Source organism: Pectobacterium wasabiae CFBP 3304, assembly GCF_001742185.1.
GTDB classification, from domain to species: Bacteria; Pseudomonadota; Gammaproteobacteria; order Enterobacterales; family Enterobacteriaceae; genus Pectobacterium; species Pectobacterium wasabiae.
This window is the reverse complement of sequence record NZ_CP015750.1, coordinates 2,668,566-2,693,639: the sequence shown is the minus strand read 5'-3', so window position 1 is coordinate 2,693,639 and position 25,074 is coordinate 2,668,566. Positions and strand designations below refer to the sequence as shown.

23 protein-coding genes and 1 other RNA gene are annotated in these 25,074 nt (G+C 49.4%); 14 read left to right on the top strand and 10 right to left on the bottom strand.

The features are described from left to right. The first annotated feature begins 73 nt into the window (after nucleotides 1-73). Nucleotides 74-1,735 (top strand): DNA repair protein RecN, encoded by a 1,662-nt coding sequence (gene recN / locus A7983_RS12200; RefSeq protein WP_005971823.1) that lies wholly within the window; start codon nucleotides 74-76, stop codon nucleotides 1,733-1,735. Nucleotides 1,736-1,888: 153 nt separating this feature from the next. Further along, nucleotides 1,889-2,224, top strand: coding sequence for an outer membrane protein assembly factor BamE (bamE, locus tag A7983_RS12195; protein WP_005971821.1), 336 nt, complete (start codon nucleotides 1,889-1,891; stop codon nucleotides 2,222-2,224). Nucleotides 2,225-2,362: 138 nt separating this feature from the next. Here the strand turns inward: bamE and A7983_RS12190 are convergent, their stop codons facing one another. Then, complete coding sequence (locus A7983_RS12190) at nucleotides 2,363-2,644, bottom strand: RnfH family protein (RefSeq protein WP_407670502.1); 282 nt, start codon at nucleotides 2,642-2,644, stop codon at nucleotides 2,363-2,365. Then, nucleotides 2,634-3,080, bottom strand: coding sequence for a type II toxin-antitoxin system RatA family toxin (locus tag A7983_RS12185; protein WP_005971818.1), 447 nt, complete (start codon nucleotides 3,078-3,080; stop codon nucleotides 2,634-2,636). Before A7983_RS12185 ends, A7983_RS12190 begins: the two co-directional genes overlap by 11 nt. Nucleotides 3,081-3,235: 155 nt before the next feature. Between A7983_RS12185 and smpB the strand changes: the two genes are divergently transcribed. The 3 genes from smpB (at nucleotide 3,236) to A7983_RS12170 (ending at nucleotide 5,512) form a co-directional block, all read left to right on the top strand. Further along, on the top strand, nucleotides 3,236-3,718 hold the full coding sequence (smpB, locus tag A7983_RS12180; RefSeq protein ID WP_005971816.1) for an SsrA-binding protein SmpB: 483 nt from the start codon (nucleotides 3,236-3,238) through the stop codon (nucleotides 3,716-3,718). Between the two features lie 50 nt (nucleotides 3,719-3,768). Beyond that, nucleotides 3,769-4,131, top strand: a transfer-messenger RNA (tmRNA) gene (gene ssrA, locus A7983_RS12175). Between the two features lie 193 nt (nucleotides 4,132-4,324). Then, on the top strand, nucleotides 4,325-5,512 hold the full coding sequence (locus A7983_RS12170; protein ID WP_039477933.1) for an integrase domain-containing protein: 1,188 nt from the start codon (nucleotides 4,325-4,327) through the stop codon (nucleotides 5,510-5,512). A 63-nt stretch (nucleotides 5,513-5,575) separates the two neighbouring features. On the opposite strand, the gene A7983_RS12165 is transcribed toward A7983_RS12170, so the two are convergent. From A7983_RS12165 to A7983_RS23925, 3 genes are all read right to left on the bottom strand, one after another. Further along, entirely contained in the window at nucleotides 5,576-7,135 is a 1,560-nt protein-coding gene (locus tag A7983_RS12165) for a hypothetical protein (RefSeq protein WP_005971812.1), read from the bottom strand. A 288-nt stretch (nucleotides 7,136-7,423) separates the two neighbouring features. After that, nucleotides 7,424-7,672 carry an ogr/Delta-like zinc finger family protein gene (locus A7983_RS12155; RefSeq protein ID WP_005971810.1) on the bottom strand — a complete coding sequence of 83 codons (249 nt, stop codon included), beginning with the start codon at nucleotides 7,670-7,672 and terminating at the stop codon, nucleotides 7,424-7,426. Continuing rightward, nucleotides 7,669-7,830, bottom strand: coding sequence for a hypothetical protein (locus A7983_RS23925; protein WP_217266155.1), 162 nt, complete (start codon nucleotides 7,828-7,830; stop codon nucleotides 7,669-7,671). The genes A7983_RS12155 and A7983_RS23925 overlap by 4 nt, the downstream gene beginning before the upstream one ends. Before the next feature lie 356 nt (nucleotides 7,831-8,186). Here A7983_RS23925 and A7983_RS12150 point away from each other — a divergent pair, with 356 nt between their 5' ends. Further along, nucleotides 8,187-8,462, top strand: a complete 276-nt coding sequence (locus A7983_RS12150; protein ID WP_005971804.1) for a hypothetical protein — start codon at nucleotides 8,187-8,189, stop codon at nucleotides 8,460-8,462. A gap of 216 nt (nucleotides 8,463-8,678) precedes the next feature. Here the strand turns inward: A7983_RS12150 and A7983_RS12145 are convergent, their stop codons facing one another. Then, the gene (locus A7983_RS12145) at nucleotides 8,679-9,008 is read right to left on the bottom strand and encodes a DUF1493 family protein (RefSeq protein WP_005971802.1); all 330 of its coding nucleotides are present in this window, start codon (nucleotides 9,006-9,008) and stop codon (nucleotides 8,679-8,681) included. Between the two features lie 372 nt (nucleotides 9,009-9,380). Here A7983_RS12145 and A7983_RS12140 point away from each other — a divergent pair, with 372 nt between their 5' ends. Further along, nucleotides 9,381-10,007, top strand: coding sequence for a LysE family translocator (locus A7983_RS12140; protein ID WP_005971799.1), 627 nt, complete (start codon nucleotides 9,381-9,383; stop codon nucleotides 10,005-10,007). Nucleotides 10,008-10,052: 45 nt separating this feature from the next. On the opposite strand, the gene A7983_RS12135 is transcribed toward A7983_RS12140, so the two are convergent. Then, on the bottom strand, nucleotides 10,053-10,535 hold the full coding sequence (locus A7983_RS12135; protein ID WP_005971797.1) for a GNAT family N-acetyltransferase: 483 nt from the start codon (nucleotides 10,533-10,535) through the stop codon (nucleotides 10,053-10,055). A 406-nt stretch (nucleotides 10,536-10,941) separates the two neighbouring features. On the opposite strand from A7983_RS12135, the gene A7983_RS12130 reads away from it, so the two are divergent. Both A7983_RS12130 and A7983_RS12125 read left to right on the top strand, forming a co-directional pair. Beyond that, complete coding sequence (locus A7983_RS12130; protein WP_005971794.1) at nucleotides 10,942-12,378, top strand: glycoside-pentoside-hexuronide (GPH):cation symporter; 1,437 nt, start codon at nucleotides 10,942-10,944, stop codon at nucleotides 12,376-12,378. Between the two features lie 53 nt (nucleotides 12,379-12,431). Then, a complete protein-coding gene (locus A7983_RS12125; protein ID WP_005971792.1) occupies nucleotides 12,432-14,000 on the top strand; it encodes a glycoside hydrolase family 43 protein in 1,569 nt (522 codons plus the stop codon). Between the two features lie 78 nt (nucleotides 14,001-14,078). Here A7983_RS12125 and A7983_RS12120 read toward each other — a convergent pair whose 3' ends face one another. Next, nucleotides 14,079-14,504: a hypothetical protein gene (locus A7983_RS12120; RefSeq protein ID WP_005971790.1), complete on the bottom strand. Its 426-nt coding sequence runs from the start codon at nucleotides 14,502-14,504 to the stop codon at nucleotides 14,079-14,081. A gap of 396 nt (nucleotides 14,505-14,900) precedes the next feature. Here A7983_RS12120 and nifJ point away from each other — a divergent pair, with 396 nt between their 5' ends. The 4 genes from nifJ to A7983_RS12100 all read left to right on the top strand — a co-directional run bounded on the left by nifJ (nucleotide 14,901) and on the right by A7983_RS12100 (nucleotide 21,338). Then, nucleotides 14,901-18,434 (top strand): pyruvate:ferredoxin (flavodoxin) oxidoreductase, encoded by a 3,534-nt coding sequence (gene nifJ, locus A7983_RS12115; protein ID WP_005971788.1) that lies wholly within the window; start codon nucleotides 14,901-14,903, stop codon nucleotides 18,432-18,434. Nucleotides 18,435-18,733: 299 nt separating this feature from the next. Next, entirely contained in the window at nucleotides 18,734-19,270 is a 537-nt protein-coding gene (gene cybB, locus A7983_RS12110) for a cytochrome b561 (RefSeq protein ID WP_005971785.1), read from the top strand. Nucleotides 19,271-19,291: 21 nt separating this feature from the next. After that, nucleotides 19,292-20,089, top strand: coding sequence for a deaminated glutathione amidase (locus A7983_RS12105; protein ID WP_005971782.1), 798 nt, complete (start codon nucleotides 19,292-19,294; stop codon nucleotides 20,087-20,089). A gap of 181 nt (nucleotides 20,090-20,270) precedes the next feature. Then, nucleotides 20,271-21,338: a L,D-transpeptidase family protein gene (locus A7983_RS12100; RefSeq protein WP_005971779.1), complete on the top strand. Its 1,068-nt coding sequence runs from the start codon at nucleotides 20,271-20,273 to the stop codon at nucleotides 21,336-21,338. 61 nt (nucleotides 21,339-21,399) lie between these two features. On the opposite strand, the gene A7983_RS12095 is transcribed toward A7983_RS12100, so the two are convergent. Beyond that, nucleotides 21,400-22,680: an O-acetylhomoserine aminocarboxypropyltransferase/cysteine synthase family protein gene (locus tag A7983_RS12095; protein WP_005971777.1), complete on the bottom strand. Its 1,281-nt coding sequence runs from the start codon at nucleotides 22,678-22,680 to the stop codon at nucleotides 21,400-21,402. Nucleotides 22,681-23,002: 322 nt separating this feature from the next. Here A7983_RS12095 and A7983_RS12090 point away from each other — a divergent pair, with 322 nt between their 5' ends. Next, complete coding sequence (locus tag A7983_RS12090; RefSeq protein WP_005971775.1) at nucleotides 23,003-24,490, top strand: mannitol dehydrogenase family protein; 1,488 nt, start codon at nucleotides 23,003-23,005, stop codon at nucleotides 24,488-24,490. On the opposite strand, the gene A7983_RS12085 is transcribed toward A7983_RS12090, so the two are convergent. Continuing rightward, on the bottom strand, nucleotides 24,483-24,857 hold the full coding sequence (locus A7983_RS12085; protein ID WP_005971773.1) for a hypothetical protein: 375 nt from the start codon (nucleotides 24,855-24,857) through the stop codon (nucleotides 24,483-24,485). The genes A7983_RS12090 and A7983_RS12085 overlap by 8 nt on opposite strands. Nucleotides 24,858-25,074 lie beyond the last annotated feature (217 nt).

The window sequence follows — 25,074 nt, the reverse complement described above, 5'->3', positions numbered from 1 at the left end:
TACTAATCTACTTTACTGTATATAAAACCAGTTTATACTGTATGTAAACACAGTCCCATACAGGAAAATTATCATGCTGGCGCAACTCACTATCAGTAACTTCGCCATCGTGCGCGAATTAGAAATCGATTTTCAGTCAGGAATGAGCGTGATCACCGGGGAAACCGGTGCGGGGAAATCGATTGCGATTGATGCCCTCGGCTTATGTCTGGGAAATCGTTCTGACGCCAGCATGGTCAGGCCGGGGACTGCCCGAGCCGATATCTGCGCCCGATTTGCGTTGGCAGATACCCCGACTGCACGTCAGTGGCTGGAAGAAAACCAGTTAGATGACAGCAACGAGTGCCTGCTACGCCGCGTCATTAGTGCCGATGGTCGCTCACGCGGCTTTATTAACGGCACTGCCGTGCCACTGTCTCAACTGCGTGAACTCGGTCAGCACTTGATTCAGGTACATGGCCAGCATGCTCATCAGCTCCTGCTACGCCCCGACCATCAAAAACACCTACTGGATGCGTATGCCGATGAACCCAAATTGCTGGCTGCCATGCAGCAGGTTTGGCATCAGTGGCACCAAAGCTGCCGCGCGCTGGCACAACTACAACAGGCGGCGATTGAACGCGAGGCCCGCCGAGAACTGCTGCAATATCAATTGAAAGAGCTGAATGAATTCTCCCCACAACCCGGTGAATACGAACAAATTGATGTTGAATACAAACGTCTGGCAAATAGCGGTCAGCTACTGACGATGAGCCAACAAGCCATGCAGTTGCTGAGCGAAGACGAAGAGCAGAACATACTTAATATGTTGCACAGCGTAAAAAATCAGCTCGGTGAACTGATCGGCATGGATGAAACCCTGTTCGGCGTGCTGTCGATGCTCGAAGAAGCAGGCATTCAGCTAAGTGAAGCCAGTGATGAACTGCGCCACTACAGCGAACAGATGGACCTCGACCCGATTCGGCTGTATGAGCTGGAACAGCGTCTGTCACGTCAACTCGCGTTGGCGCGCAAGCACCATGTTGCTCCAGAGACGCTCCCCATATTTCACCAGCAACTATTGGAAGAGCAACAACAGTTGGAACAGCAGGAAAGTGACCATGACACGCTCAGCGCCGCCGTCGGCGAATACCACCAGCAGGCGTTGCACCTGGCACAACAACTTCACGTGCATCGTCAGCACCACGCGAGTGAACTGGCACAACTCATCACCGTCAATATGCGTGAACTGGCAATGCCGCACGGTCACTTCACCATTGATGTCACGTTTACGCCAGACAGCCTGACGGCCACCGGTGCCGATAGTATTGAATTCCGCGTCACCACTAACCCCGGACAACCACATCAGGCGCTGGCGAAAGTGGTATCGGGTGGCGAACTGTCGCGTATCGCACTGATTATTCAAGTCATCACCGCGAAGAAAATGGACACCCCCGCAATGATCTTCGATGAAGTCGATGTGGGAATCAGCGGGCCAACCGCCGCCATTGTCGGCAGGATGCTGCGTCAGCTCGGTGAATCTACACAGGTTATGTGTGTGACACACTTACCGCAGGTCGCAGGCTGTGGTCACCAACACTTCTTCGTGAGTAAACAAACGGACGGTGCAGAAACGGAAACCCTGATGCAGCCGTTGGATAAACGTGCGCGGTTACAAGAACTGGCAAGACTGCTGGGCGGTAGCGCCGTGACCAAAAATACGCTGGCGAATGCCAAAGAATTGCTGGCGGCGTAAAATCTGCAGCCGCCAAGGGCTAGAAAGGGGCATAACAGGTAAAAAAGCTCAACTTTTTTACCTTCCTGAGGTCATACAATCGCCTTGTAGGTTTCCAAGTCCTGCAAGGTCTATTATCATCGGCAACCTATGCCCTTAAGGAATGTAATCACTATGCGCTGTAAAACGCTGACTGTCGTCGCCGCGGTGGTTGTTATGCTGACTGCCGGTTGTTCCACACTGGAAAAGGTGGTCTATCGGCCTGACATCAATCAGGGAAACTATCTGGCACCGGCTGACGTTGCAAAAATTCACACCGGCATGACCAAGCAACAGGTCGCTTATACGCTGGGTACCCCCATGATGCAGGATCCGTTTGGCAGCGATACCTGGTTTTACATCTTCCGCCAACAGCCTGGTCATGAATCGATAAAACAGCAAACGCTGACGCTCACTTTCAGCAGCGGTGGTGTGCTGACCAACATCAACAACAAGCCTGCGCTGGATTGATTATTTCAACATCGCTTGATGTATGATGGGTGCAACAACAGGCAAATCTGAATATTTCAGGCTTGCCTGTGTTTTTTTGTAAGGGCATTTTGGTAATTCACGAGCAGGAAAACATCATCCTCCATTCAACCGTATTGCTCAGGCTTTATTCTTAGAACGTTCAGCCCGCTGGCGGCGTAGTTCTTTCGGATCGGCAATCAGAGGACGATAGATCTCCACGCGGTCACCATCCTGCACTACATCGGTCAGTTTCGCCGCACGGCTGTAAATTCCGACTTTATTCACCTGCAAATCGATATCCTGACGCAACTCCAGCAGACCGGATGCCACAACAGCCTGCTCAACCGTACTGCCCTCTTCCAGCTTCACCGTGCGTAGATACTGGCGTTCTGGCAACGCGTACACCACATCAACCTGCATTACGGACACGGTAGACCTCTTTTGCTCGCTGCGTGAAAGCTTGCACCATATTTCCGGCCAGCTCCTTGAATACTTTGCCAAAAGCGAGTTCAATCAAGGCATTGGTGAATTCAAATTCCAGATGCAGCTCGACTTTGCAGGCATCAGCGCTCAGCGGCGTAAAATGCCAATCGCCGCCCAACTGACGGAATGGGCCATCGACCAGTTGCATATTGATATTCTGGTTGTGCGTCAGCGTATTACGTGTAGTAAATGTCTTGCTAATACCCGCTTTGGAAACGTCGACGGCGGCAGTCATCTCCCCTTCTAACGAGGAGAGCACACGGCTCCCCGTACAACCCGGCAAAAACGCGGGATAAGAAGCAACATCATTCACCAGCTTGTACATCTGTTCAGCACTGAACGGCACCAGTGCTGAACGACTTATCTTTGGCATACTATTTTCCGAGATTCATAAAACGCGCAAAATAATAGCACTGATAGCCTGACAGACAAAAACTCTGCGAAGCTTATCGCACGATATCATTAACCACGACACGGACGCACGGCGGGGATTTCATTCCCAATGACATCCAGTATAATGACGGTACTATGACAAAGAAAAAAGCATACAAACCCGGTTCCGCCACCATTGCGCAGAACAAACGCGCCCGTCACGAATACTCCATTGAGGAAGAATTTGAGGCTGGCCTTGCGCTGCAAGGATGGGAAGTTAAATCACTGCGTGCAGGTAAAGCGAACCTCAGCGACAGCTATGTCACCTTCATGAAAGGTGAAGCTTATCTGTTTGGCGCAACGATCACGCCGCTGAATGTGGCCTCATCGCACGTCGTTTGCGACCCTATACGCACACGCAAACTCCTGCTCAACAAACGCGAGCTGGATTCACTGTTTGGCCGCGTCAGTCGTGACGGTTATACGGTTGTCGCGCTGTCCATGTATTGGAAAAATGCCTGGAGTAAAGTCAAAATTGGCGTAGCGAAAGGTAAAAAAGATCACGACAAGCGTGATGACATCAAAGAACGTGAATGGAAAGTAGACAAAGCCCGTATCATGAAGAACGCCAAGCGCTAAGCCGCTGGCTTAACAACGGTGAGTTCTGGTATACTGGCGACAGTTTCTTGGGGGCTGATTCTGGATTCGACGGGATTTGCAAAGCCCAAGGTGCATGCCGAGGGGCGGTTTGCCTCGTAAAAAGCCGCAAAAAAATAGTCGCAAACGACGAAAACTACGCTTTAGCAGCTTAATAACCTGCTAAGAGCCCTCTCTCCCTAGCCTCCGCTCTTAGGACGGGGATCAAGAGAGGTCAAACCCAAAAGAGATCGCGTGGATGCCCTGCCTGGGGTTGAAGTGCTAAATCTAATCAGGCTAGTTTGTTAATGGCGTGTCTGTCCGCAGTTGGCAAGCGAATGTAAAGACTGACTAAGCATGTAGTACCGACGGTAGAGTAGTTCCGGACGGGGGTTCAAATCCCCCCAGCTCCACCAATTTAGACATCGGGTATTACCAGATAAGTCCGATGAAGTACGAAAAGCCCGCATGGCGCAAGCCCTGCGGGCTTTTTTGTGTCCGTCATTGTCCGACGGTATTCGCCTGAATCCAGAGATTATTGGTATACGAATTGGCATACGGTAGGATATATACCAAAAGGCGTATACCAATCACGAAGGATATTCCCCCATAGCACGGACAACCCGCCCCCTAACCCACGCTGAAGTACAAAAAGCCAAAGCGACAGACAAAGATCTGACGTTGCATGACGGCAACGGGTTATTCCTCTTAGTCAAAACCACAGGGAAAAAGCTGTGGCGCTTCCGCTACCAGAAACCAATAACCGGCCAGCGCACCATGATCGGATTTGGCGCTTACCCAGCATTGTCATTAGCCGACGCACGCGCCATGAGAGACGAAAAACTGTCTTTGTTAGCCAAAGGAATAGACCCACAGGAAAAAGTGGCTAAGGAAGTCGAAGAAGCGCAAATCGCGGTAGAAAGCATCTTCATCAATGTTGCACGTAATTGGTTCACATTGAAGCAGACCAAAGTCAGCTCAGATCACGCCAAAGACATTTGGCGATCGCTGGAAAAAGACGTGCTCCCGGCGATTGAGAATATCCCAGTACAGGAAATCAAAGCCCGCACGCTGATACAGGCGCTAGAACCGATTAAAGCCCGCGGAGCACTGGAAACCGTCAGGCGGTTAGTGCAGCGCATTAACGAAATCCTGGTTTACGCGGTCAATACGGGGCTGATTGACGCTAACCCCGCCTCTGGCATTGGTATGGCCTTTGAACGCCCTAAAAAGCAGCACATGCCGACTATCCGGCCAGAAGAACTCCCTAAGCTGATGCGCACCATTGCCATGTCTAACCTGTCCATTCCAACCCGTTGCTTATTAGAATGGCAGCTACTGACGCTGATTCGCCCGGCGGAAGCCTCCGCCACGGCATGGGCAGAGATCGATATTGAGAAAAGAACGTGGAGTATTCCGGCTGAACGCATGAAAACCAAGCACGATCATATCGTTCCGCTCTCCGATCAGGCGCTGGAGTTACTCGACATCATGCGCCCTATCAGCGGCAACCGGAAACATGTATTCCCCAGCCGCAACGATCCTAAAAAACCCATGAACAGCCAGACCGCCAACGCTGCGTTAAAACGCATCGGCTACGGTGGCAAACTGGTCGCACATGGTTTACGCCCAATAGCCAGCACCGCAATGAATGAAGCCGGTTTTAATCCTGATGTGATTGAGGCGGCGTTGGCGCATTGTGATAAGAATGAGGTTAGACGGGCTTATAACCGCTCTACCTACCTTGAGCAACGTAAAGAGTTGATGGATTGGTGGGGTAAAGAAATCCGAAAGTAGGGAGCTTATCTACTTCCATAAATTATCATCTTAATATTTCCCATAACTAATGAATGAAATATTTTATTTTGTTAACACTACAACTTTAATTCCATCATTTTTATGTAGATCAAAAATATTTTCAATAAGTTCCTGTATATCTTCATTAGTTATCTCATTATTGATAAAAGAAAATTCTTTCTCAATACTCTTTCTATGAACTTCAAAATTAATTCGATGTTCATTACCTTGAGAAGCATATCCATAAAATAACATAATTATGACTATGCTTCTCCCTAGAAAATCAAATCTGATGGTATTAATAACACATAAATACTCTGAATCAACTGTAATAGGCCTAGATTCGCTATCAGTTAACATAAAACTGAGATTTATATCTTTTTCATTCGCCTGCAATAATTGAGATATTTTACTAAACTCAGCATGATTTTCTAACACATAATCAATAGTAGTTTGAGCATCACTAGGGATATTAAATCTTTGTGAAAGATAAATCATGTCATTAAAAGATTGAATATTTTTAACCCACGTTGTTTTTTTATCATGACATTTGATGTCAAAAACCATTTCAGGAAAATCATCAAACTCAGTCCTTACCTTTACTTTCTTATCTCCAGAAAAAAGCAACTCCATCAAAAGAAATGCATTTCTAAATTTATACAGTGGCATGAAAACCGAATTATAGTTAAAATTATAGGTTACTTTTCCGGTAAAGGGGTTTATGGTAATAATGAAAAATTCACCTTCTATTTTTATTTTAATAAGTTCTTTTTTAACAAAAAAGTTAAATGGACTACTATATAATCTGCAATTAAAAATCAAAGGGGAAGAAAACTTATCCTCTATAAATATTATTTTACCCTCAGAGACGTGCCCCGTTCCATTAAACGAAAGTACACCTTTCTCCTCTTTTATTATATGTGAATTTGTTTTTATTCCAAACCGTGTATCAGAAACTGAAAAATCTGTAATTCTTCCACTTTTTTTGAGACCCAAGGATGAATCTATTAAATCGCAAAGATCGCTGATTGTATTAACCTTGAAAGATATGCTAGCTACACTTTTCTCATACCCTGCATTCTTTAAATACTTTATTTTATCATAAACATATTTTTCATATCTTCTATTGACATAATTCTCTATCATTTTCTTTAATGACAAACCGGTATTCTCATCAAGTTTATGAGAATTATCGTAATGGGTTGTCATTGTTTTTTTATGTAACTCCCCTCCTTGATTCAAAACACTCAACTCCCTTGCCCTTTTCAAAATAGAAAATATCATTTGATGATTAAGATGAACTAAATATGTACCCTGAGGTTCATTTTTTCCATTAAATTCTAAAAAAAATATAAAAGATGGTGTATGTGCTTTTGCCAAAGTCAATAAATTTGATATTTTTATTTGAATTTTTTTATTATTCTTGTCTGTAGCTTTAACTTGAATTCTGCAAGAGATAGGTGTAGGAATAAGGTCGGCATTAGAATTGATATTAGCATTTAAAGGAAACTCCACAAAATAATCCCATCCTGTTTTATCTATTTTTGAACCATTAGCAACTAAGCCCACAGTCGCACAAATATAAGCAAAAAAGCTTTCTCCCATAGCGCCAAGATCTCTCATACTACCCTCAATTTGTTGCAAAAAATCAATAGCAAAACATTACCCCACGCGCGCAATGCTATCCCCGCCACGCCTGCCCGCTTTATGTAGCGCATTTCATGCAGTTGCATGGAAGCGTTCAGGCCGCGCCAATACTGGCGCTGTAGGGCAGATTCGGAGGTAAGTATTGCATGCAAATCCATGCGCCGTATGCATGCACGGTCAAAAAATCGCTAGCCAGAGAAAAAAGCCCGCGCAATGGCGGGCGACGTCCTGATATTAACGGAAATGAAATTATAATTAGGCTAATTAATTCCGCAGGGTTGAGGTTGGGTAATCCTTATATTTTTTTTGCATGACCGGTGATAACGGAATATTCGGCACTGGCAGATCTCTTCGGTTCGATGGCTGAATAATTTCCTCTATCGATTCCAGTGTGCGGAATGTTGCGGAGCATTCAATATTCCAGCACTGGTGATAACGCTGTTTGACGTTCTCCGATAACGGGCGACTGGTACGCGCATGAGTGGCATGGCCGCAGAACGGGCAATGCATCATTTTGCGTTCTCCCGCTGTTTACGCAGTGCCTCTGCTTTTTTCATTCTTGTTATTGGGCTGGTCAATAATTTTTGATCCACATTCTTAATGGATTCGCTATAGAGGCGGATTTCCTGTAACAGAGCTTCTTCTTTCATGTCAAAGCGATAACTCTCCATCCGGCTTTCAAGTCGCTGTGTCACCTCCTGTAGCGCAATAGTTTCGGTGCCTACCCTGCAGTACCTCTATCGTTACAGAATAACTTAGGAAAATTAAGTGCAGATATTTCTTCAATAAAATTTATTGAAGTAACTGATCTATTTAGGGAAAAATATCCCAACATTGAAAGAGTTAAACCTGATGATCAGACAGCTAAAGGTAAAGGTAAAGGTAAAGGAGAAGGAGAAGGAGAAGGAGAAGGAGAAGGAGAAGGAGAAGGAGAAGGAGAAGAAGTCGCTGCTGGTAGTGCGTCCGTCATAGGTTCATCCACTGGTATTTCTGGCGGCGCGGTTGGTGGCTCACTTGGAGTGATCTTATGAAATTAACTAATAATATGAAACTTTTTATCAGATGGTTGCTGATTTTGTTAGTATTCGGAATTTATTTCGGTAAGATTTTATTAATTACCTTAGATTTTGGAATCACAAAAAAATATCAAGAGGCGCCCTATGGAAATAGCATATCTGTTGAAACATGTAGAGCGATAGCTAAGTTGTACGAAGGGTATTTTGACCAGTTACTCACGGTTTCTTTTACTGGGGCATTAATTGCTATGGTTCTTATTCTTATAATTTTCAAAAAGGTCAGATAGTGTACATTGCCTCTTCTGTGAAGAGAACCATTACTGTGAGATTTCTCTGGATCTTCAGTCAGAGGAACAAGGTTTTTTTGATAGATGATGAGATGCTTTAGAGGGATCTGATCATCCGTAAGGGTGAAAGATCGATTATTCACACCCTGATCTGTATTGATACATTAGTATTATAGCCTTACATTGATATTCACATACTCATAAAATCACATACCCCTAATCATATAACCACTTCCCGGCTTTAGCTGACTCAATGATCATCCCGACAGTGAGTGGTTTTAACGCCTTCGGTAGTGGTTTCTTTTGCCAGATTGGGTACTCATATGCAAAATAATTTCTTCCCTCAAAATTTGAATAATCGATATTAAAATGTCCAAATACATCGAGAAGGAAATCGTGCGCATCTTCCGGCAGAAACAGATAATCGTCCTGCAATGTCCAGTCTTTAGTGGCTTGCCTAATGCCGGATTTAAACCAATGAATCCTAATAGGATAATGCTCCATGAGGTATTGAATAACCTCATTTTCAGTATTTTTTTCGCTCATGTCAGTTTGAATGTACTGTGGGGTGAAAATCGTTTGCCTTTAATTATACACAATCAGATTAGCTAGGTAGAAAAATGCAGACTATACCCGTAACTATTTTTTCAATTAGCACCTGTATTGGCGATCTCATCACTTATCCAAACAATGATGAGGTCGTGTTTAAAAACTAATACTCCCTCATGATCTAACAGTGAGTGGCATTCCGCCCATACCTGAGTTGGCAACAGAATGTTGATAAGAAGGAGAACGCCATCAGCCCCTTTTTCTGTTACTATCGCGCGTTGGGAAATAGCGGTATGTATGTAAATATATCTCGCATCACATCGCCGCTCTCAATCACGCTTTCACAATAAACGACTCGCAGGAGAAATCATGAGCCTTCACCTCTGGCTGGCTTATACAGGAATCATCATCGCCCTAATTGCCATTCCGGGCCCCTCCGCCCTAATCAGCATGTCGCACGGTTTGCGCTATGGCGCTTCACGCGCAACAGCAACCGTACTCGGCGGAGTCAGCGCGGCAATGATATTAATGTCCTGTTCAGCATTGGGGTTAGGTGCCATCCTCGCCGCGTCAACCACTGCGTTTATCGTATTAAAAATTATTGGGGCGGTTTATCTCATCTGGTTAGGCATCGCATCATGGCGTTCCAAAGATATGACCGCAGTGGAGCAGGATGTGCAGGAAACAGGGGCTCCAGGCTGGTTTCCGCTATACCGAAAGGGCTTTCTGGTTGGGATCAGCAATCCTAAAGATCTGCTGTTTTTCGCCGCGCTCTTCCCAAATTTTATCGATACTAGCGCCCCACACGCCTTACAGCTCATCATTCTGGCGGTGACCTGGGCTTTCTTCGATTTCAGCATCATGTTTATCTATGCCTGCACTGGCCGTCGTTTATCGGGGCTGTTTTCCAATCCACGCCGCATCAAGCTGTTCAACCGCTCAACGGGTGGGATCTTTATTCTGGCAGGCACCACGTTGGCGGCGTCAACGCGTTAAGAAATATGGCTCCTGCTGCCTTCAGGCCAACAGGAGCCACAGTATTTACGATGCCGTGACGAAATCAGCAATGCCCTTTTCATCCAGCCGATAGCGAACCCACTCATCTTGCGGTTTTGCGCCAATGCTTTTATAGAAATCGATCGCGGGTTGGTTCCAGTCCAGCACACTCCACTCCAACCGTCCGCACTGCCTTTCCTGCGCGAGATGCGCAACCTGTTTCAGCAGCGCTTTACCCGCTCCCACATTACGATACGCCTGCGCAATGTAGAGATCTTCCAGATAGATGCCATATTTCCCCAGCCAGGTTGAATAGCTCATGAAGAAAATCGCATAACCGGCGGGCTTGCCGTCAATCTCACAGATCAGTGTTTCGGCCGTCGCATCTTCGCCAAATAACGAATTTTCAATATCTTCAAGCGAGGCTAACACTTCGTGGCGCGCCTTCTCATACACAGCTAATTCAATGATTAAATCCAAAATCACGCTCGCATCTGATTTCTGCGCAGGGCGGATGACAATATTCATAACGCGTCTTTTCTCCGGTGCTAACTTTTCAGTATCGACAATAGCCAAGGCTTACCATGCTACCGGATTAAAAATACTGTATGAACTGCATTTTCTACAGCGACGAATGAATATCATGCACCTGGGTTTACACCGTATCGATTAAAGCTTTCTATAGATCATAAGATAACTTGTCATACAGATAAAACAGAAAAAAGGCCACATTAATACATTGATATAAAATGGAAATAGCTCCGCATATCTTCTGGTTACGCTGCTTTTGTTAGCATTTTTTTGTGACCTGTCTAACACATACCAAGAAACGTAACCTTCTTAATAAAATCCGCAATAGTTAATCCTCTACTAAGGGGATAACAATAGCCGCGAGCCTAGCAAGAAGTTCCTCAATCCTCTTTTGGAGTTTCCAATGACCAACAATAACAAGCTGAGCGTTGCGGAGAAAATTGGCTTTGGCATGGGCGATGCCGCCTGTGGCATCGTTTATTCTTCCGTAACCATGTTTCTTACCTACTTTTATACCGATATTTATGGCATCTCCGCCGCCGCAGTGGGGGTAATGTTTCTCGTGACTCGCGTGCTGGACGCCATCGTTGATCCGCTGATTGGCCTCGTTGCGGACCGCACCAAAACCCGCTGGGGGCACTTTCGCCCGTGGCTGGTCTGGTTTGCCGTCCCCTACGCCGTGATTGCCGTGTTGGCCTACACCACACCGGAGCTGAATGGCACCGGTAAACTGGTTTATGCCTACATCACCTACACGTTGCTGATGCTGTTCTACACCTTTATCAACATTCCTTACTGCTCACTCGGCGGTGTCATCACCAGCGATGAAAAAGACAGGATTTCCGCGCAGTCGTACCGCTTTACTATTTCTTCAATGGCCGGGCTACTGGTGTCAGTCGGCACGCTGTGGCTGGTCGACTGGATTGGCGGCACCAACAAGCAATTAGGCTATCAGGGCACCATGATGATTATGGGTAGCCTGGCTGTTGTGATGCTGTTTTTTTGCTTCTTCACCACAAACGAACGTATCAACCCTGCCGTAGATAAAAATCAGAACGTCTGGGACGATGTCAGAAATCTGCTGAGCAACGATCAGTGGCGCATCGTGGCTATTATTACGTTCTTTTCCAGCATGGCTGGCGTCATGCGCGGCGCGGCGACACTGTACTATGCAACCTACCTGATGGTTGGGCCGGAACAAGGTAGCGCAGCCGGCACCGCGATGAAATCCGCGTTTATCACCACCAGCGTCGTCGGCACCATTATTGGTGCGATGATGGCGGGTTATTTTGGTAAACGCTTCAGCAGCATAAGCCTGTTCAAAAATATCAACCTGTTGCTGGTGTTTGTCGGCATCATCTTGTTCATGGTGCCGCCACAGTGGCTGGCTGTCGTCTTCCCGCTCTACTTTTTGATCGGATTTTTCCACCAGATGTACCAACCGTTCAAATGGAACATGATGGCGAACGCCGCCGATTACGGCGAGTGGAAAACGGGCCGCCGCATTACTGGCCTCTCTTTCTCTGGCAATCTGTTCGCACTGAAACTGGGTATGGCAATTGCGGGAGCCATCGTCGGCTTTTCGCTCGGCTGGTTCGGCTATGTGGCGGGTTCTCCTACACAAACGCCACTTGCTACCGCTGGCATCATTGGCCTGCTGAGCATCGGCCCATCACTTTCCTATCTGGTACTTTATTGGCTGGTGCGTTTTTACAAGCTGGACGATAAAACGATGGAAACTATTCAGGCCGATCTGGCGAAACGTCACAACACAGCCGACCGTGCGGCGGAAAGCGAACTTCCTGTCGATCAGGGCCTGACGCCAAAAGGCGCAGCCTGATCGCAATATCTGCGGGTAGCACGCTGCCCGCCCTTTACTATCAGGATGATGATATGAGTACAGTACATTCTCCCTGGAACCCAGATTTGGGTAACGGACGCTATAAGAATCCAATTTTATGCGCCGATTATTCCGATCCTGACATTGTGCGCGTCGGTGACGATTTTTACATGGTGTCATCCAGCTTTAACCACATGCCTGCGTTACCGATCCTGCATTCTCAGGATCTCGTGAACTGGACGCTAATCAATCACGTATTCAACCGGTTCGATCTGCCAGGATACGACCAATTTCAGCCTGGAAAAGGCGTATGGGCACCCAGTATTCGCTATCATGCTGGAAAATTTTGGGTGTTTTTCAGTACGCCCGATGAAGGGATCTTTATGTCACAGGCTGACGATCCCAAAGATGAATGGAGCACACCGCATTGTCTCAAACAGGCTAAAGGCTGGATCGATCCATGCCCCTTCTGGGACGACGACGGCACCGCTTGGCTAATCCACGCTTTCGCCTTCAGCCGCAGCGGTAAGAAACACCTGCTGCAACTTTGTAGGATGGCAGAAGATGGCCGCTCTCTACTCGATGAAGGAAGGATCGTAGTTGATGGTCGGACAACCCAGCCAACCATCGAAGGCCCCAAACTGTATAAGCGCAACGGCTGGTATTACATTTTCGCACCGGCGGGAGGGGTTCCCACTGGCTGGCAAACGGTGCTACGCGCACGCTCACTGAATGGGCCTTGGCAAAGCAGAATCGTACTGCATCAGGGAACCACATCGGTTAATGGCCCGCATCAGGGCGGCTGGGTCGAATTAGATAACGGTGAAAGCTGGTTTGTACATTTTCAGGATCGCCATGCCTATGGACGAGTCGTCCACCTACAGCCGATGTGCTGGCAGAACGACTGGCCGCTGATCGGTGAACAGCATAATGCACAAGGATTAGGGCAACCGGTGTTGGAAGCCGCCAAACCTCGCGTAAGAGCCTCCATTAGCATGCAGCAGCCATTAACCTCCGACGATTTTTCTTCGGCAGTACTCGGGCGGCAATGGCAGTGGCAAGCGAACCCCGACGAACACTGGTTGATGCTCAACCGGCCGGGGCTTCAACTATTCTGCCAGCCCATGCCTACCCGCGCGGGTGAACCTTCATGGTATGACGTACCGAATTTTCTGATGCAAAAATTTCCGGCTGAGGAATTCGAGGTCACCACACACCTTACACCGGTTCTTGAGCATATAGGCGATCGCTGTGGCCTGATTATTTATGGTGAGCGTTTCGCTTTCCTCGGCGTAGAGAAAAGCGCAGAAGGTCTTGAATTGGTAACCGGATTCGGCTGGATGAGTGATGCTCAGCAGTTGGAACAACACCAGAAGACTTTAGCGGTGTTACCTGGACAGCAGAGCATAACTCTGCGCGTCACCGTGCGGCAAAACGCCATTTGCCAGTTCGCCTGGCTGGGCAATAACGGGGAATATTGTACGTTTGACGATAGCTTCGCTGCAGGCCCCGGCAAGTGGGTAGGTGCTAAAGTGGGGCTGTACGCACTAACGACGGCGCTAGGAAATAGTGGAAGTCACGCTTGGGTCAACGATGTGAACGTCACCGCTATCAAGCAATAACCCGATAGCGGCTATAGGAAAGGTCACGAGTCTGGCTGTCTGCGCTTCGGTGCAGTTTTGGTATTAGCGAGTTTAATATTAAATGCCGAGAGCATCAGCAGCCTGCTCACTTTCCGCTTTGGGGAAGCTTGCATAGATCAGCGCATCGAGTAACGCAGCGCGATCGATTGCCGGATAAATATCCGAACTCTGCAAAAGCTGACCAATATCCTGAGCCGTCAACTGAGGGTAGATAGCGTGTGAGGCAACAGCTATATCACGCGCAGCGTAGCCCAGTTTGCGTAAAATCACTGCAATCTGCTGGTGTGTTATCGCGTCTTGATACACGGTATAAAGCACATCGGCAATTAATGTCGACGTCAAAACCGAAATACGAGACACATCCCCCACTCGCCCACCCAGTGCCTGAAGGATGCTCTCGACGGCCTGTTCTGGCGTTTTTCCCTGCGCCTGTTGTGAAGCTAGTACGGAAACCAATTTATTTTTTATTTCATCATTCGCCATCATTCGGTTCCTTCATACGTTTATTACTGATGTTGTTTTAATATAAGCACGCTACCTGTCATGACCGTAATGAGCAAACAAAATCATGCATCAGTGCTCTTGAATAGGTACAAAAAGACATCAACCCACTCTGCGGTATATAATAACGCCCATCTTTCGGAAACGCGGCTCTTCTTACATCTTAATCACGAAAGCAACATACAGAAAGATAGCTTGAAGTATGACGGAGATAAAACACAGTTTGATACAACTCCGCATACATCGTTCCACCCTCTTTTTTCCTGAAATGCGATAATCCTCCGATAAAAATCGCATTTTCGTTTATGCCCAGTCATTTTCATCGCCCGAAAAGACCATGTAAAATAAAGGGCTTAGTGAGCAAGAAGGCTATAAGTCATGATCACCACCGACGGTAATAACGCAGTCGCCTCTGTGGCGTGGCGAAGCAATGAAGTCATCGCCATCTACCCCATCACCCCCAGTTCCAGCATGGCTGAACACGCGGCCGCCTGGTCGAGCGACGGCGGGCTGAATATATGGGGAGACACGCCACGCGTTGTTGAAATGCAATCGGAAGGCGGTGCGATCGCTACCGTCCACGGCGCATTGCAAACGGGTACACTCGCTACCACGTTTACCTCATCGCAGGGTTTGCTGCTGATGATCCCCACGTTGTATAAGCTGGCCGGCGAGCTAACCCCGTTCGTACTGCACGTCGCAGCCCGTACAGTGGCGACACATGCACTTTCCATCTTTTGCGATCATTCGGACGTCATGGCAGTACGCCAGACAGGTTGCGCCATGTTGTGCGCCAGCAATGTGCAGGAAGCCCAGGACTTTGCGCTGATTTCACAGATTGCCAGCCTGAACAGCCGCCTACCGTTTATCCATTTCTTCGACGGTTTCCGTACCTCACACGAAATTAATAAGATTGAGCCGCTGAGTGATGAGGTTATCCGCCAACTTCTGCCACAGCAGGCCATTGATGCGCACCGTGAACGAGCACTCACACCGGAACGTCCAGTGATTCGTGGTACGGCATCTAACCCAGATACCTTCTTCCAGGCGCGTGAAGCCACTAACCGCTGGTATGACGCCGCTTATGAGCACGTTGAACAAGCGATGAACGATTTCGCCGCTGCCACAGGACGCCAGTACCAGCCGTTTGAATACTACGGCCACCCGGAAGCGACCAAAGTCGTCATCCTGATGGGATCCGGCGTCGGCACCTGTGAAGAAGTGGTCGATACACTGTTGACGCGCGGCGAGAAAGTTGGCGTGGTGAAAATTCGCCTGTACCGTCCGTTCTCCGCCAAACATCTGCTAGCCGCCATTCCGCAAACGGCAAAGAGCATTGCGGTACTGGATCGTACTAAAGAGCCCGGTGCGCTAGCTGAACCACTGTATCTCGATGTGATGACCACGCTGGCCGAGGCGTTCTCCGCTGGTGAGCGTTCACTTATGCCACGTGTGATTGGTGGACGTTACGGGCTGTCTTCCAAAGAATTTACCCCGCAGTGCATACAGGCCATCTTTAATGAGTTAGCGCTTGCTAACCCACGACCACGCTTTACCGTGGGGATTTATGACGATGTCACTCACTTATCTCTGCCGCTGCCGGAACAGCACTTTCCAAGTAGTGCATCACTCGAGGCTCTGTTCTACGGTCTGGGCAGTGACGGTACTGTTTCTGCGACCAAGAATGCGATCAAAATCGTCGGTGAAACCACCCCGATGTTTGTGCAAGGCTACTTTGTCTATGACTCGAAAAAGGCCGGTAGTCTCACCGTTTCCCACATGCGCGTTGGCCCACACCCGATCAACTCCGCTTATCTGATCGATCAGGCCGATTTCGTCGCCTGCCATCAGTGGCAGTTTATCGACAAGTACAGCATGGTCGAGCGGCTAAAACCCGGCGGCGTTTTCCTGATTAACTCACCGTATAGCAGCGACGATCTGTGGCACCGTTTGCCGCAGGAGGTGCAGGCAGGGCTGAACCAGCGTAATGCCCGTGTGTACAGTATCAACGCCGCCAAAATTGCCCGCGAGTGCCATCTGGGGGCGCGCATTAATACCGTGATGCAGATGGCGTTCTTCCACCTGTCACAGATTCTGCCAGCGGATGTCGCGGTAGAAAAACTGCGCACTGCCATCGCCAAGAGCTACGGCAGTAAAGGCCAGGAACTGGTTGAGCGTAACTGGCAAGCACTGAGCGCCACGCTGGAAGCACTAGCAGAAATCCCGCGAGAAGCCGTCAATCCAGACAGCCCGCAACGCCCACCCGTGGTTTCCGACGCGGCACCCGATTTCGTCAAGACCGTCACAGCCGCAATGCTGGCTGGGCTGGGTGATACGCTGCCCGTTTCTGCCCTGCCGCCCGATGGCACCTGGCCGACCGGCACCACCAAGTGGGAAAAACGTAATATCGCGGAAGAAATTCCGCTGTGGCAACCGCAGCTCTGTACGCAGTGTAACCACTGTGTCGCCGCCTGCCCGCACTCAGCTATTCGTGCCAAAGTCGTCCAGCCCAATGCGATGGAGAATGCGCCAACTTCGCTGCAATCACTGGATGTGAAAGCGCGTGACATGCGCGGCCAGAAATACGTGTTGCAGGTCGCCCCTGAAGACTGCACCGGCTGTAACCTGTGTGTGGAAGTCTGTCCGGCCAAAGACCGTCAGAACCCAGAAATCAAAGCCATCAATATGGAATCCCGTCTGGATAATCTGACAGCAGAAAAAGAGAACTTCGATTTCTTCCTGCAACTGCCGGAGATCGACAAATCCACGCTGGAACGTATTGATATCCGTACCTCTCAGCTTATTTCTCCGCTGTTCGAGTATTCAGGAGCCTGTTCTGGCTGTGGCGAAACGCCATACATCAAGTTGCTGACACAGCTCTATGGCGATCGTCTACTGGTGGCGAATGCCACGGGCTGCTCGTCTATTTATGGCGGAAATCTGCCCACCACGCCGTGGACCACCGATGCCAATGGCCGCGGCCCAGCGTGGGCAAACTCGCTGTTCGAGGATAACGCCGAGTTCGGTCTGGGCTTCCGTCTGAGCGTCGATCAACATCGCCAACGTGCCGTGCGTTTGCTCAAGAAATTGGCACCGCAACTGCCGCAAGCTCTGGTGAACGCGCTACAGGAAGCGTCCATCGCGCCCGATCTGCGACGTCAGCAGATTGAACAGTTGCGTGGATTGCTGTCAGCAATCAATGATACCGATGCCAACGTGCTGGCAAGCGAAGCCGACCACTTTGTCGATAAATCTATCTGGCTCATCGGTGGCGACGGCTGGGCATATGACATCGGCTACGGCGGCTTGGATCACGTCATGAGCCTGAGCGAAAATGTCAACGTGCTGGTACTGGATACGCAGTGTTACTCCAACACCGGCGGCCAGCAGTCCAAAGCCACGCCGCTGGGCGCTGTGACCAAATTTGGCGAGAAAGGAAAACGCAAAGCGCGTAAAGATCTGGGCATCAACGTCATGATGTACGGCCATGTATACGTCGCGCAGATCTCGCTGGGTGCGCAATTGAACCAAACGGTGAAAGCAATTCAGGAAGCTGAGGCCTGGCCAGGTCCGTCACTGATTATCGCGTACAGCCCGTGTGAAGAGCATGGCTACGATCTGGCATTCAGCCACGATCAGATGCGTCAGTTGACGGCAACCGGCTTCTGGCCGCTCTATCGCTTCGATCCACGTCGCGCCGAAGAAGGTAAAGCGGCGCTGGTGACGGATTCTCGCCCACCATCAAGCAGCCTGAGCGAAACGCTGCTGAAAGAGCAACGCTTCCGCCGCTTGAATAGCATGATGCCGGAAGAAGCCGCGCAGCTCTATGAAGAGGCCGAGCTGGATCTACGCCGCCGCTTTGATTTCCTGACCATGATGGCAGGCAAGGCAGAGAAAAACCCGCAGGAATAATCCTTCATCCCAAACCGGCTTCGGCCGGTTTTTTATTTGCCGTTTTTATTATCCCTTTTCCTCTGTCATTGCCTTCTCACTTTCCTCTTTTACGCCGACTCATCAATACCATTTGGTTTGCTCCTTCCCCCGATAAACGGAGAACCGAATGAGGATTAATACTAAAGAATCCAACGCGGATAGCCCAGTTTGTCAGGCAGGGTAAAGAGGGGCTGACAAGAGACGCGTTACCTTATACTTTATGGGATTATTCGCTCGTTACGGTGTTAAATCGATCTCAACGTTGCAGAGGATGAAACATGAAGGGAAAGTTCGCACCATCGCAGATTGCACTGCACTGGCTGGTTTTTATGTTGCTCGTTGTCACCTACGCGACGATAGAACTACGTGGATTTGCTGAACGAGGTTCGTTGCTACGCACCGTGATGATTGTTACGCATTTTAGCTGTGGCGTAGCCATATTGGTTCTGATGCTGGCCCGCCTGTTGTTACGCCATCGCCATGCCTCGCCTGCGATTACGCCACCGCCGTCCCGTTTGCAGAATTTGCTGGGTTCACTCACTCACGCCGTTATTTATCTGCTGTTTATCGCTCTGCCGATACTGGGCGTTGCCTCACGCTATTACAACGGCCGCGACTGGATGCTTTTTGGTATCAGTATGCCAACATCCGCTACGCCGAATTTCGACCTTGCTGAAACGCTGATTGGCTGGCATGAAACGTTGGCACCGTTAGGGTACTGGCTCATTGCCCTGCACACCGCCGCCGCCCTGTTCCATCACTACGTCATGAAAGACAACACGCTGCTGCGCATGATGCCAGCCAAGCGCAATTAATCAGGCAAAGAAGGGGCAAGAATGAAAGTCGCGCTGGGACAATTCGCCGTTGACCGCGAATGGCAACAAAACGCCAAGACAATCGCCGAATTTATGTCGGCAGCACAGCAAAACGGTGCCGATCTGCTGGTGCTGCCTGAAGGTGTGCTGGCTCGCGATATCACCAACCCCAACATGGTGCTCACCGCCGCCCAACCGCTTGATGGCCCGTTTGTGTCGCATCTGCTGGAGGCCAGCAAAGGTAGTGACATGACAACCATGCTGTGTGTGCATATTCCAAATGACGAAGGGAAAGTCTGGAATACACTGCTGGCACTGCGCAACGGCGAGATCATCGCTCAATACCGAAAGCTGCATCTGTATGATGCGTTTTCCGTACAGGAATCGGAAAACGTTCTGGCAGGTGAAGTCATTCCGCCATTATTGACCATCGCTGGATTGAACGTCGGGCTGATGACCTGCTATGACATTCGCTTCCCTGAGCTCGCACGCCGTCTGGTGTTGGATGGCGCAGACGTACTCGTACTCCCTTCCGCCTGGATTAAGGGGCCGCTGAAAGAAGCGCACTGGGAGCTACTGGTGCGCGCAAGAGCACTGGAAAACACCACCTATCTCGTTGCCGTTGGCGAATGCGGCGCCAAGAATATCGGCAACAGCATGGTCGTCGATCCCTTAGGCGTTGTCGTGGTTCAGGCACCGGAAACTCCGGCGCTCATCTATGCCGACATTCAGCCAGAACGGCTGGCACATGCCCGTCAGGTTCTTCCGGTACTCGCTAATCGACGTTTTACAAAACCCATGCTGGAAGGGGAAAGCTGAGTTGGCGATATACTCGATAAACCCGCGCTCTTATTGGCGCGTCAAAAAGTGTGATTAGTTACACATGTTGTTTCCCTCAAAGGCCATTCTGCACATATAATGCGCATCCGGTCATTGTCGACCCTAGCAGCCCGGCCTCCCTATTCGGAGGCGCATTTATCACTCAAATAAAGAAATGAAAATGAGTATTCGCGCGATCTTTACTTTAGTTCTTGCAGCCGCCGCATTCAGCCAGGCCGCTTTTGCCGTTGTTTATCCTCTGCCTGCGGCTAACAGCCGACTAATAGGCGAGAATCTGGAAATCACCGTACCGGGAGATAGCACGCTGCCGTTGGAGCATTTTGCAGCACAGTTTCAAATGGGGCTGAGCAACATCATGGAAGCCAACCCGGATGCGGACGTCTATCTGCCCGTTCCCGGCAGCAAAATGGTGATTCCTCATCAGTTAATTCTGCCAGACGCACCGCGTGAAGGCATTGTCATTAACAGCGCAGAAATGCGTCTGTACTATTACCCGAAAGGCTCCAAGACAGTGGTGGTGCTACCGATCGGTATTGGTGAGTTAGGTAAAGATACGCCGATTAACTGGACAACCTCTGTTCAGCGCAAGAAAGCGGGTCCAACCTGGACGCCAACCGCGAAGATGCATGCAGAGTATGCCGCACGCGGTGAAACGCTGAAAGCCGTGTTCCCAGCAGGCCCGGATAACCCGATGGGGCTGTACGCGCTGTACATCGGTAACCTGTACGCCATCCACGGCACTAACGCCAATTTTGGTATTGGCCTGCGCGTCAGCCACGGCTGTGTTCGTCTGCGTGCTGATGATATTAAATATCTGTTCAACAACGTTCCGGTCGGTACACGCGTTCAGTTCATCAATGAGCCAGTGAAAGCCACCGTTGAGCCAGATGGTTCACGCTATGTCGAAGTTCACAATCCGTTGTCTCGCACAGTAGAAGAGTTCCATTCTGATTCTCCAGCACCGATCAGCATGACGCCAAAAGTGAGCAAGGTTCTGGCCGATGCCAGCGTGAACACCAGCGAAGTCGATCAGGCAATCCAGAGACGCTCTGGCATGCCGACCAAAATCAATGGTTTGATCGAAGAAGTCTCGCCGGCGATCCCGGTTGAATCTGTTGCTGCACCTGTCACTCCAGAAGCACAGTCACAAGACAGCCTAAATGCGGAACAAAACGCAGCCCCTGTTGAGTCACAAACGACGACAGAGGCCAACGCCAACCGTTCGTAATTGCCATGATGCGTTGGAAACCGACTTAGGTTTCCAACGCGTTTCTCAAACGCCCTACCGTTTACTCTTTCTGTGAAGCTTCCAGCGCTTGTGCCACATCTGCGATGATGTCGTCAATGTGCTCAATACCCACTGAAATTCTAACCAGATCCTCACTCACTCCCGCCTTCGCCAACTCTTCCGCATTCAACTGCCGATGCGTGGTACTTGCTGGATGGCATGCAAGCGATTTGGCATCACCAATATTGACCAGTCGTAAGATCATCTTCAGCGCATCAATAAAATGACCACCCGATGCTTTCCCGCCTTTGATGCCAAAGCTGATAATCCCGGATGCTTTACCTGAGGTAATTTTGTCGCAGTTCGCTTTGTATGGGCTATCCGGCAATGCGCCATAATTCACCCACGTCACCAGCGGATGCTGATTCAGGTAACCAGCCAGCGCCTCCGCATTGCTGCAATGGCGTTCGATACGCAGGCTGAGGGTTTCCAGTCCCTGCAACAACAAGAACGTGCTATGAGGGGAAAGCGCCGCGCCAGTATTGCGCAGCGGCACTACGCGGCAGCGCCCAATATAGGCCGCCGGACCGAAGGCTTCGGTATACACCACTCCGTGGTAAGAAGGATCGGGCTCATTCAGCAACGGGAAACGCGCTTTATTCGCAACCCAGTCAAACTTGCCAGAATCGATAATCGCCCCGCCGATCGTAGTGCCATGACCGCCAATATACTTGGTCAGCGAGTGGACGACGATATCTGCGCCGTGCTCAAAAGGTCGGCACAGCACAGGCGTCGCCACCGTGTTATCGACAATAACCGGAACACCATGACGATGTGCAATCTCCGCGATTTTGGCAATATCCACGATATTACCCGCCGGATTCCCGATCGACTCACAGAAAACCGCGCGAGTGCGTTCATCAATCAGCGATTCCAGCGTCGTAAAATCATCGAAAGAGGCCATCCGTACCTCAACCCCCTGACGCGGCAATGTGTGAGCAAACAGGTTATAGGTGCCGCCATACAACTGGCTGGTGCTGACGATATTGTCCCCAACCTGCGTGAGTGCCTGAAGCGAATAGCTAATTGCCGCCATGCCGGACGACAGTACCAGCGCACCAACCCCGCCTTCAATGGCCGCCAGTCGCTGTTCCAGCACCGCATTTGTCGGGTTCATAATACGGCTATAGATATTGCCTGCCACCTTCAGATCAAATAGATCGGCACCGTGTTGCGTGTCATCAAAGGTGTAAGAGGTTGTCTGATAAATCGGCACAGCGGCGGACTTCGTTGTCGCTTCAGATTCATAACCGTGATGTAGCGCGAGGGATTCAAGTTTCATCTTACGGGCCTTTTTGTTGATCGTTGGAGTGAGGAAAATATTGAGACAAAATAGCAGACTACAATCGGGAAAAGCACTTGATGATGTAGAAGAAATGGAGATAAGTTAGTAAAAACAAGACTAAATTTCAGCGTTACATTATTACGCTGGAGCCCCCTCGCAAAACCACACACTACTGCTAGACCGAACCGGAAAAAGCGATAAAATTTGTGCAGAGGAAAAAATGTGCGCACCGTAACCTATCTACTCGTATCGTATTGCACCGTCTGCAAATCACAGCTACTTTTAACGTCATGGATCTCCCCACCCGAAAGCGCAATAAATGACTGATAAAATAAAAAATATCGCCACCTGTGAATTGCCTGCCAGCGTCCAATTCCCTCTCTACGATCGTCGGGCGCTAAAGCCGCGTATCGTCCATATCGGTTTTGGCGCTTTTCATCGCGCTCATCAGGCGCTGCTCACCGATCGCGTTCTGAATAAGGTGGAAGGAGACTGGGGGATTTGTGAGGTCGTGTTATTCAGCGACGACACCATGATCAATGCATTGCGACAGCAGGATCACCTGTTTACCGTGCTGGAAAAAGCCGCAACGGGCAACCAACCGATTGTCGTCGGTGCTGTGTGTGAATCGCTACATGCCAAAATAGAAGGCATTGATGCCATTATTGAGAAACTTGCCGCACCAGAAACCGCCATCGTCTCCCTGACAATTACCGAAAAAGGCTATTGTATGGACGGTTCGAGCGGCAAATTGGATCGTGCCAATAAACTGATTCAACAGGATCTCGCCGATCCGCGTCGTCCTGCCTCCGTACCAGGATTGCTAGCGGAAGCACTGCGCTTGCGCCACGAACGCGGGATTGCGCCATTCACCGTACTCTCCTGTGATAACGTGCCAGAGAATGGTAAAACGGCCAAAGCTGCCGTACTGGAATCAGCAGGAATCAACGATCAGAGTCTGATCGAGTGGATCAAGATTAATGTTTCCTTCCCAAATACGATGGTGGATCGCATTGTTCCTGCGGCAACGCCAGAAGCATTGCAGGAAATTGCAGACCACCTTGGTGTTACCGATCCCTGTGCGATAGCCTGTGAGCCGTTTATTCAATGGGTGATCGAAGATCGTTTCACCGCCGGACGTCCCGAATGGGAAAAAGCGGGCGTACAGCTAGTACATGATGTCCTGCCGTTTGAAGAAATGAAACTGCGCATGTTGAACGGCAGCCACTCATTTTTAGCCTATCTTGGCTATCTCGCCGGGTATAATCACGTCAGCGATTGTATGAACGACGAGAACTATCGTCGGGCGGTGTCTCATCTCATGTTATTGGAGCAGGCACCGACACTCAGCGTGGTGGATATCGATCTGAAAGACTACGCCGTTCAGTTGCTTGCTCGTTTTTCCAACCCAGCGCTCAAACATCGGACTTGGCAAATTGCAATGGACGGTTCACAGAAGCTGCCTCAACGCATGTTGGAATCGCTACGTTGGCATGTGCGTAATGGAGGAGACTATCGTGCTCTGGCATTGGGGATCGCGGGTTGGATGCGCTATGTCAGCGGAAAAGATGATGCGGGCAACCCGATCGAAATTCGCGATCCGTTGGCTGACAAGCTTGGGCACATCGTTTCGGAAACCTCAGATAGTGCCGAACGGGTCAGTGCGTTTCTCAATATTCGTTCTATTTTCGGCGAGGACCTGCCAGTAAACCACGATGTATTCAATGCCATCGCACAGGCTTATCTGAAGCTGCGCGATCACGGCGCAAAGAACACCGTGGCCGCACTGATACACGACGTTAAATAATAATAAACCCAAGCAGCGCAAGGTAAATCGCACTTTGGATGCCTAGCCCCAGAGTGCGGCTTTTGCCTTTTGTTTCATCCAGCCACGGCAGCGCTGACCAACTCATTCCCCCACCAATAACCGCGATCGCCAACATCGCTACGGCGATCAGCCAGACAAGCTTATCCAGCAGCGAATTGGGAAATAAAATTTGCAATGCGGAAACCACAAGAAACAGCGTGACGCAGCGTAATACCCCGACCAAGATACCCGCACGATCTCTCAACCCACGCGGGGCCGAAGAAGGTAACCAAGCCTGAAAAGCAAACAACCCAACCACAGCAATAAAAATCACATAAATAATGGCGTAGACCAGCAAATGACTCACGTTACGGCTCCTGATGAGGGAATACGATAAAGCACACGGCTCGGGATGATGACGCCATTTTCTCTATAAGGTCAATGCGTTATTGCACACTATGCTATCGATTTGTCGGGCAGGGCTCAATATTTCCTCGTCACCTGTTTGCATACATACTACCTCACCGTAATAAATATACACATTTTGTAAATTAAGAACACAAAATGAAAATCAAAAAAAAATA